This window comes from Andreprevotia chitinilytica DSM 18519, from assembly GCF_000711875.1.
GTDB lineage: Bacteria > Pseudomonadota > Gammaproteobacteria > Burkholderiales > Chitinibacteraceae > Andreprevotia > Andreprevotia chitinilytica.
On record NZ_JONM01000014.1, the window covers coordinates 28,239 to 45,582 of the forward strand.

The 17,344-nt window shown below is 61.0% G+C and carries 14 protein-coding genes; 9 read left to right on the plus strand and 5 right to left on the minus strand.

Annotated features, from left to right (window positions below; genetic code table 11):
* Nucleotides 1-736 precede the first annotated feature (736 nt).
* The 4 genes from BR41_RS16330 to BR41_RS16340 all read left to right on the plus strand — a co-directional run bounded on the left by BR41_RS16330 (nt 737) and on the right by BR41_RS16340 (nt 5,230).
* Nucleotides 737-3,757: a YadA-like family protein gene (locus BR41_RS16330; RefSeq protein ID WP_169741319.1), complete on the plus strand. Its 3,021-nt coding sequence runs from the start codon at nt 737-739 to the stop codon at nt 3,755-3,757.
* 219 nt (nt 3,758-3,976) lie between these two features.
* Nucleotides 3,977-4,135 carry a hypothetical protein gene (locus BR41_RS23715; RefSeq protein ID WP_084187298.1) on the plus strand — a complete coding sequence of 53 codons (159 nt, stop codon included), beginning with the start codon at nt 3,977-3,979 and terminating at the stop codon, nt 4,133-4,135.
* The gene (locus BR41_RS16335) at nt 4,116-4,313 is read left to right on the plus strand and encodes a YadA-like family protein (protein ID WP_169741320.1); all 198 of its coding nucleotides are present in this window, start codon (nt 4,116-4,118) and stop codon (nt 4,311-4,313) included. The genes BR41_RS23715 and BR41_RS16335 overlap by 20 nt, the downstream gene beginning before the upstream one ends.
* Before the next feature lie 473 nt (nt 4,314-4,786).
* A complete protein-coding gene (locus BR41_RS16340; protein WP_035059114.1) occupies nt 4,787-5,230 on the plus strand; it encodes a hypothetical protein in 444 nt (147 codons plus the stop codon).
* Nucleotides 5,231-5,363: 133 nt separating this feature from the next.
* Here BR41_RS16340 and BR41_RS16345 read toward each other — a convergent pair whose 3' ends face one another.
* The gene (locus BR41_RS16345) at nt 5,364-6,263 is read right to left on the minus strand and encodes a DMT family transporter (protein WP_035059117.1); all 900 of its coding nucleotides are present in this window, start codon (nt 6,261-6,263) and stop codon (nt 5,364-5,366) included.
* A 139-nt stretch (nt 6,264-6,402) separates the two neighbouring features.
* Here BR41_RS16345 and BR41_RS16350 point away from each other — a divergent pair, with 139 nt between their 5' ends.
* Nucleotides 6,403-7,185 (plus strand): AraC family transcriptional regulator, encoded by a 783-nt coding sequence (locus tag BR41_RS16350; protein ID WP_035059119.1) that lies wholly within the window; start codon nt 6,403-6,405, stop codon nt 7,183-7,185.
* Nucleotides 7,186-7,324: 139 nt separating this feature from the next.
* Nucleotides 7,325-9,736 (plus strand): M12 family metallo-peptidase, encoded by a 2,412-nt coding sequence (locus tag BR41_RS16355; protein WP_035059122.1) that lies wholly within the window; start codon nt 7,325-7,327, stop codon nt 9,734-9,736.
* A 105-nt stretch (nt 9,737-9,841) separates the two neighbouring features.
* On the opposite strand, the gene gnd is transcribed toward BR41_RS16355, so the two are convergent.
* Nucleotides 9,842-11,251: an NADP-dependent phosphogluconate dehydrogenase gene (gene gnd, locus BR41_RS16360; RefSeq protein ID WP_035059124.1), complete on the minus strand. Its 1,410-nt coding sequence runs from the start codon at nt 11,249-11,251 to the stop codon at nt 9,842-9,844.
* 429 nt (nt 11,252-11,680) lie between these two features.
* Here gnd and BR41_RS16365 point away from each other — a divergent pair, with 429 nt between their 5' ends.
* Together BR41_RS16365 and aroQ are read left to right on the plus strand one after the other, a co-directional pair.
* Nucleotides 11,681-12,928, plus strand: coding sequence for a DUF2252 domain-containing protein (locus BR41_RS16365; protein WP_035059126.1), 1,248 nt, complete (start codon nt 11,681-11,683; stop codon nt 12,926-12,928).
* A 48-nt stretch (nt 12,929-12,976) separates the two neighbouring features.
* Complete coding sequence (gene aroQ / locus BR41_RS16370) at nt 12,977-13,522, plus strand: gamma subclass chorismate mutase AroQ (RefSeq protein ID WP_051711179.1); 546 nt, start codon at nt 12,977-12,979, stop codon at nt 13,520-13,522.
* A gap of 172 nt (nt 13,523-13,694) precedes the next feature.
* On the opposite strand, the gene BR41_RS16375 is transcribed toward aroQ, so the two are convergent.
* From BR41_RS16375 to BR41_RS16385, 3 genes are all read right to left on the minus strand, one after another.
* Complete coding sequence (locus tag BR41_RS16375; protein ID WP_035059128.1) at nt 13,695-14,252, minus strand: hypothetical protein; 558 nt, start codon at nt 14,250-14,252, stop codon at nt 13,695-13,697.
* Between the two features lie 87 nt (nt 14,253-14,339).
* Complete coding sequence (locus BR41_RS16380; protein ID WP_035059130.1) at nt 14,340-15,590, minus strand: deoxyribonuclease II family protein; 1,251 nt, start codon at nt 15,588-15,590, stop codon at nt 14,340-14,342.
* A 13-nt stretch (nt 15,591-15,603) separates the two neighbouring features.
* Entirely contained in the window at nt 15,604-16,290 is a 687-nt protein-coding gene (locus BR41_RS16385) for a ribonuclease T2 family protein (protein WP_035059133.1), read from the minus strand.
* A gap of 335 nt (nt 16,291-16,625) precedes the next feature.
* Here BR41_RS16385 and BR41_RS16390 point away from each other — a divergent pair, with 335 nt between their 5' ends.
* Nucleotides 16,626-17,258 carry a phosphoribosyltransferase gene (locus tag BR41_RS16390; protein WP_035059135.1) on the plus strand — a complete coding sequence of 211 codons (633 nt, stop codon included), beginning with the start codon at nt 16,626-16,628 and terminating at the stop codon, nt 17,256-17,258.
* The last annotated feature ends 86 nt before the right edge of the window (nt 17,259-17,344 follow it).

Below are 17,344 nucleotides of genomic sequence, written 5' to 3' on the forward strand. Positions count from 1 at the left end.
GTCGGAGCGCGCCGGGGGAAGGATTACCCGCGTCACCCTGCCTGCGTTGGCAGGGTTAACGGTTCGGTGACCAGCACGCCTTTGTGCCAGTCAGGGGATATGTAGCAATGGTCGTGCCAGCGGCTCAGCGGGCGGTAAAAAGACCGGGAAGTGGCGGATTTGCTGGATTTATGGGGTTTGCCCCATTTTCTTTTGCTGCACTGCAACGGTGCACCAGGCCGAGGCGTTGCACTGTTCCGACGCGTTTGTAGGGGTTTGACCTTATCGGTTGATCGGCGGGGAAAACGTAGCCCGGACAGCGTTGTCGGCGGTGCCGCTTATGAACAAGTTCCGGCCGGGGTTGGCGCATGTGAAGAGGAGTCTGGGTCAGAGGAGTGATTCGTATAGTGCCCCCGGCCGGCAAGCCGTCCGGGCTACGTGTGGCGCTGGCTTGAGACGTAGCCCGGACGCATTTTGCGGCCGGGGTTGCTTCGGTACGCACGGCCGCATCGGTTTGCGCCAAATCAAATCCATGCACACTTTGAGAATCGTCTCATGTGCCCGGAGGTGTTGTTTCTCTACCTTATGCAGATGCTTTTTAGAAATGAGGAAAGGTTTATTTCCTTGTTCGAAAAGAGGCAAATCTGCTGTCCGCAATGCGGGCGGCTCGTCTTCTCGATGGGGTAGTGCAATGACCAAGGCGATTCGTTTGAAATTATGCAAAGCAGCGGGCAAGTCATGTGCCGAGCTGGCGTCGATGAGGTACCGAGGCAAGGCGAACAGGCTGACCTTGATCGCCGGATTGCTGTTGAGCGGGCTGGGCGTATCAGCCGAATCGCGCGCAGCCTATTACTTTGCCGATGGCAATGACAGCACCTGCGCCAAGATCGTCGATACCGCCAGCGCGTTTACATCCAATACCCAGGATGACAACTGCACCAAACAAGCCGGCACCAACCCCGGCGGCAATATCGTTTTCTATTCCAAGACCGGCGTGAAGGGCACGGCGGGCGGGGGCGACTCGATCAACGTCGGTGGCGATCTGACCGTGTGGGGCAATACCAGCCTCAAATCCATCCTCGACATGAACGGCCACAAGATCACCGGCGTGAGCGCTGGCACGCTATCGGCTATCAGCACCGATGCCGTCAACGGCGCGCAGTTGTTCACCACCAACACCAATGTGCAAAACAACGCCACCGCGCTCACCGCACTCAACAGTGCCGTCGTGGCCGGGCAGAAATATGTGAAGGCCAACGGGTCAACCGGCAAGGATCTGGCGGATGCGGCCGCGACCGACCCCGGTGCGATCGCCATCGGCAACGGTGCCTATGCCGGGCAGCCGGACAAGGTACAGGCGTATTCCCAGACGGCCATCGGTGCGGGCGCGCGGGCCGAGCAACACATGACGGTGGCGCTGGGCGCGTATGCCTGGGCGCGCGCGGATATGTCTGTTGCAATTGGGCAGCAGGCGCATGCAAATGCGGATGAATCCGTGGCGCTGGGCAGTGCATCGTGGACTTCACGTGGCGCGGTGACCAAGCTGTTGGACCCGCTCTCTTATTCCAAAGCCACGGTGACGACATGGGTGGGGGAGGTATCGGTCGGGGACGATACCAATGCCGACCTGAAACGCCAGATCACTAACGTTGCAGCCGGCACCCAAGCCACCGATGCCGCCAATGTCGGCCAGGTGCTGGGCGTGAAAAGCGTGGTCGATACCAACGCCATCCGCACGGCAGCGGCCTTGGGCGGCGGTGCGAAAGTCGGCACGGACGGCGCGATGACTGCGCCGGCCTACACCGTTGGCGGGATCAGCCACAACAATGTCGGCAGCGCCTTGAGCGATCTGGATGGCCTCACGGCGAACAACAAGATCGCCATTACCAATCTCAATACCGGGCTGGCCGGACTGGTGCAGCAAGATTCCGCCAGCAAGAACATCACGATTGCCCGTGCCACTGGCGGCGACAGCATCAACGTCGCCGGCACGGATGGTGTGCGGACAATCTCCGGCGTGAAGGATGCCCGGTTGTCGGACGACAGCACCGATGCCGTCACCGGCAAGCAGCTGCATGCTGCCAACGCGATGCTTGCTGCAACCAGCACGATCGTTGCCGGCAATGCGGCTGTAATCGCTGCAGCGTTGGGTGGTGGCTCGACGGTAGGAGCGGGTGGCGTGATCACCGCACCGACCTACCAGTTTGGTGATCAGACCTTCAATAGCGTCGGCGGCGCACTCACCAATCTGGATGGCCGCACCGCCGCCAACACCAGCGCCATTACCAATTTCAGCAACGGCAGCATCGGCTTGGTGCAGCAAAACGCCGATACCAAAGCCATCACGATTGCCAGTGCCACCGGGGGTGACCACATCAACGTCACCGGCACGGATGGTGTGCGGACAATCTCCGGCGTGAAGGATGCCCGGTTATCGGACGACAGCACCGATGCCGTCACCGGCAAGCAGCTGCATGCCACCAACAGTAACGTGGCGGATAACGCAGTCGCGATTACCAATCTATCCACCCAACTCAATAACGGCTCGGTCGGCTTGGTGCAGCAGGATGCCGCCACCGGCAATCTCTCCGTCGCCAAAGACACAGCCGGTACGCAGGTGAGCTTTGCCGGCAAAAACCAGGACGGCATAGCCATCGCCCGCAAGCTGACCGATCTGGCCGATGCCGATCTGACCGAGACCAGCAGCGACGCGGTAACGGGCAAGCAGCTGCACGCGACCAATGGCCGGGTCGGCGTGTTGGAGGCCAGCACGGTGCAATACGACGACGCCAGCAAAGCCAGCATCACCCTCAACAAGGGCGGTCAGGCGGTGCAGATCAGGAACGTGGCGGATGGCACTGACGATGCCGATGCGGTGAATGTGCGCCAGCTCAAGAGCGCGGGCGTGATCAATGCCGATGGCTCGGCAGGAGCGGTCGTCACCTATACCGACGCATCTCGCGGCTCGGTCGTGTTGGGCGGTGGTATGGCCGGCACGCTGATCACCAATGTGCGGGATGGCGTCATCGGGGCCGGCAGCCGCGATGCGGTGAACGGCGGCCAGATCGCCGCGCTGCGTGATTCGCTGCAGTCTTCGATCAGTGGGCTGGACGGTCGCGTCTCGACGCTGGAGCAAAACGGCGGCGGTGGCAGTTCGCAAGGGGGTTCCAAGTTCAACGGCAGTGGCAGTGGCGCGGCCGATGAACAGCAAGAGCAAGCCACCGCGACCGGGACCAATGCCACCGCCGCCGGGGCCAATGCGACTGCTTCCGGCAACAGCACAACGGCGCTTGGTGCCAATTCCATCGCCAGTGCGGATAACTCAGCAGCCATCGGTGCCAATTCGGTGGCGGATCGGGCCAATACCGTCTCGGTCGGCTCAGCGGGCAACGAACGCGCCATAGCCAACGTCGCAGCCGGTACTGCCGCTACGGACGCGGTCAACGTCGGGCAGCTCAACGCGGTCAGCAGGCGCGTCGATCAGGTGCAAGCCGACCTGAACAGTCTGCGCGACGACGTGTACCAACGCCTGAGCGATCAGGAACGCAAGCTGGACAAACTTGGCGCGATGAACGCCGCCATGTCCACCATGACCGCCAGTGCCGCCGGTCTGCGCACCGATAACCGTGTAGCCATCGGCACCGGTTACATGAACGGGCAAAGCGCCATTGCCTTCGGCTACCAGCGCCGTGTGACTGATGCCACCACCGTGACCATTGGCGGTTCGACCTCGGGCAGCGAATACAACGTGGGCGTAGGCGTGGGGATTGGTTGGTAGATAGAGGAGGAAGGGGAAGAGCAGAACGACAAAAGCGCGCCAATACCTAAATATCAGGCGCACCCTTTTCGCGTTGCAAGGGAAGAGGGGATTCGGGGGAACAGGCCATTGCCAGTTCCCTTTTTGTTTGGCGGCGTTCAATCCGCCACGGAAGCTACCGCAACCGGCGGTGGTGCCATTGCACTAAGTGACGGCGCAGTTGCCGGTGCCTAATCCGTTGTGACCGTCGACCCGGCCCAGGTCGCCATCGGCCGTGGCGCAACCGCAAAGAACGCCAATGCCGTTGCGATCGGCCCGGAAGTCTCCGCCATTGCCGAGAGCTCAGAAGTTGAACCGCCTGGGCGCGATGAACGCCGCCATGTCCACGATGGTCGCTAGTACCGCTGGCCTGCGCACTGATAACCGGGTCGCAATTGGTGCCGGTTCCATGCACGGTCAAAGCGCGATTGCCTTTGGCTACCAACGTCGCGTCAACGACGTGACGACCGTGACCGTGGGCGGCTCGACATCCGGCAGCGAGTACAACTTCGGGGTGGGCATGGGGATTGGCTGGTAATGCTTGCACGCTAAAGCACGCAATGCATTGAGATCAGTGGTGCAGTACCGCCCATCAGAGGGCGGTTTGGGGGGAGAGGCCATTCGTGCCTCTTCCCCGTTTTTTTGGGCTTAAGCACGCCAGCAATACTGTCTGTTACTTTGCCTGACACGGTGCAGTACGCAAATCGGCCCATGCCCGGCTACATCGTTCCTTCACCACACAGCTGCCCTCGATCCAGTAAGCGCCGTCGCGGAGCCGCGCAAGGACTACCGTTAAAATTGCCATCCTTGATCAGAATGTGACGGGGATAACAGTGTCTTGCCTTGAATCCAGATTCAATTGCGCCACGGTTCATGTGTCGCTTTGAACGCATGTGTCCATGCGGCAAATCTTAAAAATGCCGCTCCAATCTGGGCAGCACTGCAGCACGATTGAAGAGCGAGTGGGTCGCTGTGCCATTTGGGCAAGAAACCAGGCAAGGAGCCTTGATCATGAAAAAATTTCTGCTTGCGGTTGTTATCGCCTGTGCCGCAACGTCGGCGCTGGCCGCGAATGTCGGTGTCTCCGTCACCATCGGCGATCCTAATTTCTATGGTCAGATCAACATCGGCGATTACCCTCGGCCACAGGTGGTGTACACGCAACCGGTCGTGATCGTGCATGAGCCAGTGCACTACGAGCCGATCTACCTGCGGGTGCCGCCCGGCCACATGAAGCACTGGGATAGACATTGTGGCGAGTACAACGCATGCGGACGCCCGGTCTATTTCGTGCGGGACAATTGGTACAACAACGAATACGCGCCGCGTTATCGCCAGGAGCATCGCGATGAAGGCCATTGGCGTGAAGAAGACCACGGTCGTGGGCGGGACCATGATCGCCACGATGATCGTGGGGATGAGCATGACCGGGGCCATCGTCATCACGACGATTGATCCACGCGCCCGGGTTTGCCCGACGCTCGCGGCGTAAATACACATTCCAAATTCGCCGCCTGAAACGAACAACGCCAGCTTTGAGCTGGCGTTGTTTTTTGTGCGCTGGGTTTTATTGCCGGCATCGTCCCGGTCAGGCCATCGCCACCTTGCGTCGTAGCAGCGGCTGCTTCCAGCGCTGCGCCAAGATCACGCCAAACAGCGCGATACCGCCGCCGATCACATGGTAGGTGTGCAGTGTTTCGCCCAGAAACAGCATGGCGATTGCCACCGTGAATACCGGCAACAGGTTCATCAGCACCGTGGTCTGGCTGGGGCCGAGCCGTTTCAGGCCGTGCATCCACAAGAAGGGCGCAAGGATGGAGGCCGGAATGCCTGCGAACAGCACCAGTGGCAGGCCGGCGGGAGTAATCGGCGGGGCGGATTGGCACAGGTAGTAGACGAACAGCACCGGGATGGCGCACCAGATCTGCATGAACAGCGATGTCCAGCTATCGAGCGGAATCGCCCAGCGCTTGAGTAATACGCCATAGGCGGCGTAGGAGAGGCACGCCAGCAGCATCATGCCGTCACCGGTCGTGATGCCATGCGAAATCAGCGTTGCGGCATCACCGCGACTCAGCAGATAACCCAGCCCGAACAAAGACAACATGCCGCCGACGATGCTGCCCAGCGTGGGCGCTTCGCCCAGCAACAGCATGCTCAGGCCGACGGCCAGCAACGGCATCAGCGATGCGAGCAGGCCCATATTGGTAGCGGTGGTGGTTTGTGCGGCGATATACGCCAGACATTGGTACATGACCATGCCGAGAACGCCGAGCACCGCCAGCTTGGGGAGCCAAGGCAGGATGGCGCGGCGCTGAGCCCAGGCCGGCTTGAACAGTACGGTGGCCATCAACAGGCCCGCGAGCAACCAGCGATAGAAGGAAATGGCGGCGGGGTCGATCACACCGGCGGCGAGCTTGCTGACCACCGCATTAGCGGACCAGATCACGACGGCGAGTATGGGGAAGACGTAGTGTTTGAGTTGCATGGCATGCCTTCGGGTAGATGGCTGGTCTCTGCAGGAGCAGCTCGCTCCTACATGAGTCTTTGTTTGGATTGGGCCATTCTTCCATAGTCGGTTTCGGTGGATATAATCCAAATCAGACAAAACATGCCGTGATCCAGACATGACCGCCGATACCCAACTTCAGCCGCCCTCGTTCACCGAACTGCCATACCCGGTGTATCTGCGCATCGATCATTTCGATGCGCATAGCCGCTTCGCCATGCACGCTCATCCGTGGGGACTGCTCAACTATTCAGCGGTAGGCGTGATCGAAATGGAAATCGCCGGCCAGCAGTACATGTCCCCGCCGCAATACGCGATCTGGATTCCGCCGGCGGTGCCGCACAGCGCGTATATCCGCCAGCCGGTGAGTTATCACTCGGCCTATATCGACGCCGCGCTATGCGGTGACTTGCCGCAGCAACCACGCGCCGTGATGCTCAGCCCGATCCTGAAGGCGATCCTGGCCGACTTCGCCGAGCGCCAAGTGCACACGCCGGCCACCGATGCGGACAAACGCCTGGCCGAGGTGTTGCTCGACCAGTTGCGGGCGCTGCATTACACCAGTAGCTATTTGCCGGGGAGCGACGATCCGGCTTTGTCTGCACTGCTGGCTGCCTTGGAAAAAGAACCCGGTTGCAACCGCACGCTGGCCGATTGGGCGGTGGAGCTGCACGTCACCGAGCGCACGCTGGCGCGGCGTTGCCTGCGTGATCTGGGAATGAGTTTTGGGGAGTGGCGGCAACGCCAGCGCTATCTGGCGTCGCTGCCGATGCTGGAGCAGGGCTTGCCGGTGCAGACGGTGGCGTTGGAGCTGGGCTACAGCACGTCGTCGGCGTTCATTGCGATGTTCCAGCGCCAGAGCGGGACGACGCCGGATCAGTTTCGGCGCAGCCAGCGGTAAGTGCCTGCGGCGCATGCATCAAGTCGTGCTCGTAGTTGATTTCTTTGAGGAAACGTAAAGCAAGTTCGATCTCCGGGTGGGGCATCTGGTTTTATGGGGTTCTGTATGAACAGATGAATTGTTTCACCGGAGATTGAAAATGGCCTTGCTGAAAAAATGGCATCGAGCCGGCATAAACCTGGGGGTCGCGATGACGCTGGTGCTGCCGCTTGCGTCGTTCGCTGCCGACTCGCTCTTCGTGCCCGAGACAACCCCGCCCCGCAAGCTGCTGCAAAGCAGCCCCAAGCCGATGCTCAAGACGCTGGCGAACGAGCCCAGCTCGCAGCAGATTCGGCTGGTTCGCATCAATACGCAGCTACTCGGTAACGACAGCGACAGCCTGAAGATCGAGCTGGAGCCGGGCATGACCGTGATTGCCACCAAATCCGGTTTTGAAAGCGGCGGCGACGGCATCATGTGGTCCGGGCATGTGGTCGTCGATGGCCAGCCTGAGGGTGCGTCGCCGGCAAGTGCCGGTGATGTCATCCTGACCCAACGTGGTGAAAACCTGTTCGGTTCCGTTCACGTCAATGGCCAGTTGTATCGCATCCAGCCAGTGGGCGATGGCGAGCATGCGATCGTCAAGGTGGACGCCACACAGCTACCGCAAGGCGGCGATGACGAGGTATATGCACCGCCAGAAGCCATCGAGCCGGCCCCCAAGCCACTACTGAAAAGCACGAGCAGTGCCATGAGCACGGTGCGCGTGTTGATCCTGGTTACCAGCGAGGCCGCGAGGAAGATCGGCCCGGATCTGGATGGCTTTGTCACGCAAATGTTCGCCGAAGCCAATCAGGGTTTTGCCAACACCGGAGCCAAGATCAGGCTGGAGAACGCGGGTGTATTTCTGGCTGACTATACGGAGCCCAAGCCTTATACGACGACCTCGTTCGGCGATACGCTGAGTGCATTGAAAGACAAATCCACGGCGTTGGGCGCGAGGGCGCAGAGTCTGCGGGCGGAACATCGTGCCGATCTGGTGTCGCTGCTGGCGGACAACAGCGCCTACTGCGGGTTGGCGTATGTGGAGGCCAGCGTGAATTCCGCAGTGAGCATGGTGAAATCGACGTGCGCCATCGGCAATTACTCCTTCGCGCATGAGCTGGGGCATAACTTTGGCCTCAAGCATTCAGCGGACGACATTGCGGATGTCAATCTCAAGTACAAATCGGGCTATCAGCAGAAAGCCGTCGCGCCCTATTGGCGCACGATCATGGCCTATGATTGCAGCGGCGTGACCTGCCCGCGGATCAATCAATTCTCGAACCCGAATGTGTTGGTCAACGGCTTGCCCGGCGGCTCGGTCACCACCGGTAATAGCGCCCGGCGCCTGGAAGAGCGACGCGAGACCGTTGCCAACTTCTTCCCGCCGCCCGATGTGCCGCCGGTTGCCGTACCGCCTTCCGTCCACGTTGCCGGGCCGGTCAGTATTGCAGCTGGCAAGGCATTCACGCTGGATGCCAGCGGTTCGACCAGTAACAACAAGGGGGCATCCGCGCTGAAATACCGCTGGACGGTGCCGGCCGGTATCACCGCCAATATCCTCGACAGCGCCAGACTGACCGTGCTGGCCCCGAGCAACAGCAGCGAAAAGAAGTATCTGTTTGATGTGGAAGTCGATGACGGTCAGGCGAAAGCGAGCGTATCGCACATCGTTGCGGTGGCAGGCGCAGAGCCGACGCCGATGCCGACACCCACGCCTGTTCCGATGCCCATTGCCAATGCCGGGCCGGATCGCACCGTGGTGGCGACTGGCAACTTCAGCTATGCATATGCGCTGCAGGGAGCACAAAGCAGTGATCCTGCCGGCCAGAGCCTGAAGCACCAATGGCGCGTGGTCAGCGGTCCGTTTTCCTTGCGCAATGCTACGCAAGCCAACGCGGAAGCGATCGTGCCGAAGAACACCACGGGCGAGAGCGTGTATGAACTGATGGTGAGCAACGATGCCGGCAAGACAGCAACCGCGACGACCAAGGTGATTGCCGTGGCGCCGCAGGTGACCTTGAACGGCAACAATCGCACCATCGAGAAACAGTCGGTCAGTTACAGCGCCAACGCGAATTTTGGCAGCGCCACCTATACGTGGACATTGCTGAATGGGGCAGCGCAGCCGGTGGCAACCGGTACCGGGCAAACCTGGAGCACGCCGGCCGATCTGGCTGCTGGCAGCTACAAGGTGAACGTGCGTGCCTACAGCAGCAGTGGCGAGCGCACCGCAACCCTTGAAAAGGAGTTGACGATTGAGCGTGCTGTCGTGCCAACACCCACGCCGACTCCGGCCCCTACGCCAGCTCCGACTCCGACTCCGACGGTGGTTCCGACGCCGACACCGAATGCATGCGCAGCCGCTTGGACTGGTGCCAAGGCATATACCGGGGGTCAGAGCGTATCCAGAAATGGCAAGAACTACCTGGCCCGCTGGTGGACGCAAAACAATGAACCGGGTCTGGCTGCCACGACCGGTAATGAAGGCTCTGGCAAGGTGTGGGCGGATAAGGGGGCTTGCCGGTGAGATAGTTCGCCAGTGATGCGACCAAAAAAACGGCCCATTAAGGGCCGATTTTTTTTGGAGCCACAACTTATCCAACCGTCGATCCGATGAAGGACGGCATCCCGCTTAGAACCACTCAGCGTGGAAAATCCCCGGCTTGTCGGTGCGCTCGAAGGTATGCGCGCCGAAGTAATCCCGCTGGGCCTGGATCAGGTTGGCCGGCAGGCGTTCCGCACGGTAGCTGTCGAAGTAGGCAATCGCGGAGCCGAAGGTCGGCACCGGAATGCCGGCTTGCACAGCCGCCGCCACGACTTCGCGCAACGCTGCTTGATACTCGTTGGCAATACCCGCGAAGTACGGATCGAGTAGCAGGTTGGCCAGCTTCGGGTTCTTGGCATAAGCATCGGTGATGTTCTGCAAGAAGCCGGAACGGATGATGCAACCGGCGCGGAAGATCTTGGCGATTTCGCCGTAGTGCAGGTTCCAGCCGCTTTCATCCGACTGAGCACGCATCTGCGCAAAGCCTTGGGCGTAGGACGCGATCTTGGACAGATACAGCGCACGGCGCACGGCTTCGATGAAGGCGGCGCGATCGGCGATGGCCGGCTTCTTCGCCGGGCCGTTCAGCACCTTGCTGGCGGCAACGCGTTCGGTCTTGAGTGCGGAGATGAAGCGGGCAAATACCGATTCGGTGATCAGCGGCAGCGGCACGCCCAGATCGAGCGCGCTCTTGCTGGTCCACTTGCCGGTGCCTTTCTGGCCGGCCTGGTCGAGGATCACATCGACCAGTTCCTTGCCGGTGTCGGCGTCTTTCTTCTTGAAGATGTTGGCGGTGATCTCGATCAGGAAGCTATCGAGCTCGCCCTTGTTCCAGTCGGCGAACACGGTAGCGAGTTCGGCGTTGGAGAGGCCCAGCACGTTCTTGAGGATGTCGTAGGCTTCGGCGATCAGCTGCATATCGCCGTATTCGATGCCGTTGTGGACCATCTTCACATAATGGCCGGCGCCATCCGGGCCGATGTAGGTCACGCACGGTTCGCCATCCGGGGCCTTGGCGGCGATTTCGCGCAGGATCGGCGCGACCAGCTCATAGGCTTCTTTCTGGCCGCCCGGCATGATGGACGGGCCTTTCAGCGCGCCTTCCTCGCCGCCGGAAACGCCGGTGCCGATGAAGTTGAAACCGAGGTCGGACAATTCCTTGTTGCGGCGGATGGTGTCGGTGTAAAGGGTGTTGCCGCCGTCGATGATGATGTCGCCCTTGGCGAGCAGCGGCTTGAGCTGGTCGATGGTGGAGTCGGTGGGGCCACCGGCTTTCACCATCAACAGAATGCGGCGCGGGGTTTCGAGCGAAGCAACGAAATCTTCCAGCGTGTGGTGCGGCACCAGCTTCTTGCCGGGGTTCTCGGCGATGACTTCGTCGGTCTTCTCCGGCGAGCGGTTGTAGATCGAGACCGTATGACCACGGCTTTCAATGTTCAGCGCCAGGTTGCGGCCCATGACCGCCATACCGATAACGCCGATTTGCTGCTTGGACATTTCTTCTGCTCCTGTCGATATGCGCATGTCGTAGCTGCGCCTGTTGCCAAGGTGCAATCATCGGCCTGTTGAGCCGAGCTTGCCAATTCGGGGCTGCCGCAATGCTGTTGGCCGCCGTTTGATATGGGGATGCTTTCTGCCAGATAAAGACATCCTGCCGCAAAGTTGTCGCCGGGTGTCTGTATAGACACTTGTTCTACCGTTGCGCCGGGTGAGCGCTATTTTTGCCTGCTATGGCATGCTTGTACAAACTGTTTAACCATTTGGCATGGGAATTTCCGGCCGGATGTCTGGTGCCAGGGCGAAACAAGTGGCGACGACGTCCCGGAGTCGATCCATACTTTTCAGCAAGCGTGCGCCAAATACCGCCAGTCAATCCCGTTGAAATACGCGTGCTTCCGTCTTGAACGACACAATTGAGAGCTTCCCATGATCGACGTCATCACCTGTCTGCAGACCTTCAACCAAGGGCGTGATCCAGAGCGGCTGGCGATGAAGTTCGCCAAGATGCGCCAAAGCCCGTTCATCTTTCTGCGCGGTAGCTGCCATCTGTTTTATGACCGCTTACCGGCAAGCGATGCGCTGTTCAAGCGCGCACCAGCCACGTGGCATTGCGGCGATCTGCACCTGGAGAACTTCGGCAGCTACAAGGGTGACAACCGGCTGGTTTACTTCGATATCAATGATTTCGACGAAGCCGTGCTGGCACCGGCCACCTGGGATCTGGTGCGGTTTCTGACCAGCGTGATCCTGGGCATGGAGGACCTGAAGCTCAAACGGCCCGATATCCTGCCGCTGTGCCACGTCTTTCTGGATAGCTACAGCGCGGCGCTCGCCAACGGCAAGGCGCGCTGGGTAGAGCGGGAAACGGCCGATGGTCTGGTCAAGGATTTGCTCGACAGTCTGCAAGGGTGTTTGCGGCCCCGTTTTCTGGATAGCCGCACCGAGTTGAAGGGGAAGCGGCGGGTGCTGCGGATCGACGGCAAAAAGGCGCTGTCGGTGTCGGATGAGCAACGCAGCCGCATCGAAAGTTTCATTGCGGCATGGGCCAGCCAACAAACCCATCCCCAGTTCTTCAAATTGCTGGACGTTGCGCGCCGCATCGCCGGCACCGGCAGCCTGGGCGTGGATCGCTATTCCATTCTGGTCGAAGGCAAGGGCTCGCCAGACGACAACTACCTGCTCGATCTGAAGCAGGCCTTGCCCTCGGCATTGGTGCCGCATGTGCCACTGAAGCAGCCAGCGTGGACCAGCGAGGCCGAGCGCGTGGTGACGATCCAGCGGCGCATGCAGGCGGTGTCGATGGCTTTTCTGCAATCGGTACGGATCGAGGACGATGCCAGCGCGCCGTCCTACATCCTGCGTGGCTTGCAGCCAAGTGAAGATCGGGTGGCGCTGCCCGCCGATGCCCCTGCCGACAAAGCCTCGGGCAAGCAGCTCGCCAGCTTGATGTGCAGCATGGGGGCGGTGGTGGCTTGGGCACAGTTGCGCAGCAGTGGGCGGCAAGGGTCGGCCATTGCGGATGAGCTGATCGACTTTGGCCAGCGAGCCGACTGGCAGCGCCCACTGCTGGATGCCGCCGAGGCTTGCGCCACTGCGGTCAAGCAGGATTGGCAGACCTTCGGCACGGCTTGGGATGGCGGTGTTTTTGCATCGGCGAGCCCCGCGCGCCGATAATGCCGCAGCCCCTTCGGCCGCTCTCTCCCCTTTTTACACAAGTGCCCCATGAAACCGATCCGATTCATCAGCCTGATTTTTTTCTCCGCTGCGGTCTGCGCAGCCCAAGGCGGCCCGGAACAAATCGTGAAGCTTTGCGTGGCACGGCTGCAATTGGCTGAGCCCGTGGCCCGGGCGAAATGGGGCCACGACGGCGCAGGCGATGCGGCCATTCAGGATCGGGCGCGTGAAGCGACGGTGATCCAGTCGGTAAAGCAGCTCAGCAAGCCCTTGGCGCTGGACGAGAACTATGTGGCTGCCGTGTTCAACGATCAGATCGAAGCCAATAAACAGCTGCAAGCCAGCATCATGCAGCACTGGCGGGAGGATGGCGGGCCGGGGGAGGGCACCATCCCTGATCTGGCGCGGGATGTGCGGCCGAAAATCGATCTGCTCAACCGTCAGATCGTGGCAACGCTGGCGGAAAATGCGCCGCTTTTGCACCAGCCGGATTGTGAAGAAACGCTTGGTCAGCTGATTGCGCTGGAGCCGGCTGTGGATGATGTGTTTCGCGCTTCGCTCAAGCTGGCGTTGGCGCATGTTTGCCGGCCCTAAGGGCTATCTGGGTATTCTCCCCTCGCCCGCGTGCGGGAGAGGGGCCGGGGGTGAGGGCCGAGCAACGGCAGCGTACTTATCCTGGCACCCTCACCCTAACCCTCTCCCACTCGTGGGAGAGGGGATAACTTCAACAGTTGTGCGGCTGTCACCTGATGCGAAACGACTCGCATCAAATCACCGTCGGCAAATCCCCCGCCAACACCTGCTGCGGCACCTGGCTGAATGCGTAGTTGCCGCTGCTGTCCAGATCAAACACCCAAACGATATCGAAACGATCGCCGGGCCAGCTTTGCGGCACGGTGGTGTCGTTGCCGACGATGGCGTTGGCGATCAGCGGGATGTTCTGGTGTTCCCAACCAATCAGCACAATGCCGGCCGTCGCCACGGCCTGGGCGGCGACTTGGCTTTCCTGCCCCTTGAGGCAGCCGGTATTGATCTCGATGCCCAGTTTCTGCGACAGCGGCGTCAGCGTTTCCTGCGGGCGCATGCTCTCGCTGTGCTTGGCGATGCCGGAGGCAAACAGCGCTTGCGGTTGTGCCAGACCGGTGTTCTGCAACGGGCCGTGGCTCGGTGCGAATAGCACTGCCAGCGCGCCGGCACGCTGCCAGCCACGCACGATCAGCGATTCGGCATCCTGCGTGCCATCGATGGCGACACCGTAGGGCGCGCCAGTATCTGCCGGTTTTTCAGCGTGACGAACGATCATGATTTTTGTGGCTTGGGGCATGTTTTTCTCGCAAAGGTGAGGGAGGAGTGACGGTGGAATGACGGGGGCGGCGGGTTACGCTTTGCTAACCCGCCCTACGTTCAGGAATCAGGGGGTGAGGCCGATCAACTGCGCCACACCGTTGCCCAGCGTCGGGTTGGGCACTACGAAGAACATCCCGCCGCGGCCATTCTGGGCGCTGGTGCACTTGCCGGAAATCGAGCCTTCCTGATTCATGTCGCCAAAAATGGCGGTGTGACCATCGCTGCCCACAGTAACGCCGACCTTGGCATGGTTATGGGTATCGCCACCGCCACCGGTCAGCCCCAAAGCCACGCCTTGCCACGTGCCGGTCTTGGCATTGGTAACCGCGCCGGGGGGCGTGGTCAGGCTGGCATCCCAGCAATCGATCTGGGTGGTTGCGGTGGTGTCGGGTATGGCGACGCTCTTGGTCTGCTCCCACCAATTGGCCACATACAAGGGCACGCCGCCGAGCAAGGACGACACCATCTGCCACGGCGGCACACTGAGGTGCGATGGCTTGGCGATCAGCTGCACGCCGCTCGACAAGGTGGCCGAAGTCGCACGCGCCGTTGCCAGCCGCTTGCCCAGTTGTTTCACCAGTAACTGGATATCCGCAGGCCCGCCGTTCTGTACCAGCTGCGGTACCGTGGGGTCGGTGACCACGCTGGCGGTCTGCAAGGCCTCCAGCACCGTTACCACGTCGGACTTGGTCAGCTTGAGCGCGAAGAAATGCTGGCTGTATTCAATGTTGTTGTCCTGCACGCAGCCCAAGGTATTGCCGTCACTACGGGGGAAGGCGCGGCTGCCGCTGCCGGGCCAGGACGGCGTGGAGACCTGCACCACCACGCCATCACCGGCGTCGTTCCACGCCAATACTCCTTTCGAATGCCCCCACGGCGCGCCGCAATTCACGCCACAACCGGCCACGGATGGGTCGGTCTTGAACTGATCGTTCCAGACCACGAAGTGGTAGCTGCCGTTGTAAATCTCGCCAAATGTCGCGCCGAGCGGGTCCACGCTGGTGGTGCCGATGCAATCCACCCCCTGCTGCAAGGTGGCGTCGTCGCTACTGGCGTAGACGAACTGCTGGCTGGCGCCTTGCTTGTAGCTCTGCAGGCTGCCGCCAAATACGCAGGTGTTGGCAGGCGCTTGCGCCGAACAGGCGGGGAAAGACTGCCCGTTGAATTTGAAGGCAAACCACCAGTCGACCGGGTGCCCTTCGGCCAGCAGTGGCACTGGCGCATCGTCGGCGTGGCCAAAGCTGGCCGTGGCGGCAACGAGCAGCGCTGCGGTCAGCCGTAATACGCAGAAAAAACGGGTGCGGATGGATCGCATGGCAGTCCCCTGATCAACGTACGTTTTGAACCAGGAAATTGCTCTGGCCGCAGCTCTTGGCCGCCTGATTCACATCGTTGCTGCTGCAATCGCGCGATGTGCCGGATTTATCGAAGCACACGTGGATTTCCTGCAAGAACCGGCCGCCACCGGTGCAGATGGCGAGCACGCTGCCGGGGCTCAGGCTGGGGTTGGCGCTGACAAAGGCGCTGGCCAGATCGGCGCTGGTGGTGCGAAAGGGCTGGGCGGGCAGCTGATAGGCATCCGGGATCGCCACCCCATCCTTGAGCTTGCCCGACAAGGTGAAATAGTCCGCAGCGGATAGACCGGAGCAGGTGCCGTGCTTGCTCCACTCGTGCTGCATCAGATTGGTCGATGGATAGAGACTGGCATATTGCGCTTGTTCATCGCTGCTGAGCGGCGTGTTGCCACAGCTTTGCGGATAGCCTTTTTCAAATTGCGGCCAGAGCCCGTGCAGAACAAAGCCATAGCGTTTACCAGTGCCGCACTCCGATTGATCGGCCGCATGGGTGGCGCAGTAGGAGGGCGCCCAGCTGAGCGAGAGCGCGTAATAGTCGAACAGGCCGGGCTGGTTTTGCGTGCTGGCGTCTTGAGACTGCGACTTGGGCTGGTGCCGTGCCTCGGCGGAAAGGCTGAAGGTTGCGGCAACAAGGGCAAGGAGCAGGCAAAGTCGGTTCATGGGTCGTTTTCCTGGGCAAGGCGTATTCGAAGCCGCGGGGCATCGATGGGGGAATGATCGGGCTGCACGTCATGGGGCGAAGTGGAGGACGGCTCGTCAGGCAAGACCTGCGAATCATCCGGCTCCTCTTCCTTGGCACAGTGCATTTGCGCTGTTTTTGCCGCTAGTCGGTGCTGCGATCAGACAAGCCGGCCAAGTACCCGCGCATCGTGCTTTTTTGTAGTTAGAGCAAAAGAATATCGCAAGACGAATTGACAACCTGCTTGCGGATTCATGACACCTTTGTGTTGCCAGGCTCTGTTGACGGCATCGCGGCTGGCGCGTGAGGAGGAAACATGGTGTTTCACGACCGGATCGAGGCCGGCCAGCGCTTGGCCGAGGCGCTGCGCTACCTGAAGGGCCAACGACCGCTGGTGCTTGCCATTCCGCGTGGTGCGGTGCCGATGAGCAAGGTGGTGGCCGATGCGCTGGACGGCGAGCTGGATGTGGTGATGGTGCGCAAGATCGGTGCGCCGTATCAGCCTGAATTCGCGCTGGCAGCGGTCGATGAATCGGGCTGGGTCTATCGCAACCCCTATGCCGGCGATGATGAGGAGAGTGCGCGTTATATCGAAGCGCAGCGCGTGACCGAACTAGCGGTCATCCACCGCCGCCGTGCGCAATACACGCCGGGGCGTGCCCCCGTGAGTCCCGCCGGGCGTGTTGTGATCGTCGTGGACGATGGTCTTGCGACCGGCGCCACCATGATCGCCGGGCTGCATGCGGTGCGTCAGCAACAGCCGGCGCGGCTGATCTGCGCAGTGCCCGTCGCGCCGTTCGACGTATTGGCAAAGATGCAACGCCATGCCGACGAAGTGGTCTGCTTGTTCACGCCCACGTTCTTCCAGGCGGTCGGGCAGTTCTATACCCATTTCAATCAGGTGGAGGATGGCGAGGTGATTGCGGTGCTGGCGATGGTGGGGAAGTGATTTGTAACTTCCCCCGGCAATATGCTGGAGAGGGGCGCTCCGTAGCCCGGACGGCTTGGCCGGCCGGGGGCATCTGATCCCTGACG

Coding starts and splice junctions, on each gene's coding strand:
- aroQ (WP_051711179.1), top strand. CDS start 12,977: ATGAAACCGATCCGATTCATCAGCCTGATTTTTTTCTCCGCTGCGGTC.
- BR41_RS16330 (WP_169741319.1), top strand. CDS start 737: ATGAGGTACCGAGGCAAGGCGAACAGGCTGACCTTGATCGCCGGATTG.
- BR41_RS16365 (WP_035059126.1), top strand. CDS start 11,681: ATGATCGACGTCATCACCTGTCTGCAGACCTTCAACCAAGGGCGTGAT.
- BR41_RS16390 (WP_035059135.1), top strand. CDS start 16,626: ATGGTGTTTCACGACCGGATCGAGGCCGGCCAGCGCTTGGCCGAGGCG.
- BR41_RS16340 (WP_035059114.1), top strand. CDS start 4,787: ATGAAAAAATTTCTGCTTGCGGTTGTTATCGCCTGTGCCGCAACGTCG.
- BR41_RS16385 (WP_035059133.1), bottom strand. CDS start 16,290: ATGAACCGACTTTGCCTGCTCCTTGCCCTTGTTGCCGCAACCTTCAGC.
- BR41_RS16350 (WP_035059119.1), top strand. CDS start 6,403: ATGACCGCCGATACCCAACTTCAGCCGCCCTCGTTCACCGAACTGCCA.
- BR41_RS16355 (WP_035059122.1), top strand. CDS start 7,325: ATGGCCTTGCTGAAAAAATGGCATCGAGCCGGCATAAACCTGGGGGTC.
- BR41_RS16380 (WP_035059130.1), bottom strand. CDS start 15,590: ATGCGATCCATCCGCACCCGTTTTTTCTGCGTATTACGGCTGACCGCA.
- gnd (WP_035059124.1), bottom strand. CDS start 11,251: ATGTCCAAGCAGCAAATCGGCGTTATCGGTATGGCGGTCATGGGCCGC.
- BR41_RS16335 (WP_169741320.1), top strand. CDS start 4,116: ATGTCCACGATGGTCGCTAGTACCGCTGGCCTGCGCACTGATAACCGG.
- BR41_RS16375 (WP_035059128.1), bottom strand. CDS start 14,252: ATGCCCCAAGCCACAAAAATCATGATCGTTCGTCACGCTGAAAAACCG.
- BR41_RS16345 (WP_035059117.1), bottom strand. CDS start 6,263: ATGCAACTCAAACACTACGTCTTCCCCATACTCGCCGTCGTGATCTGG.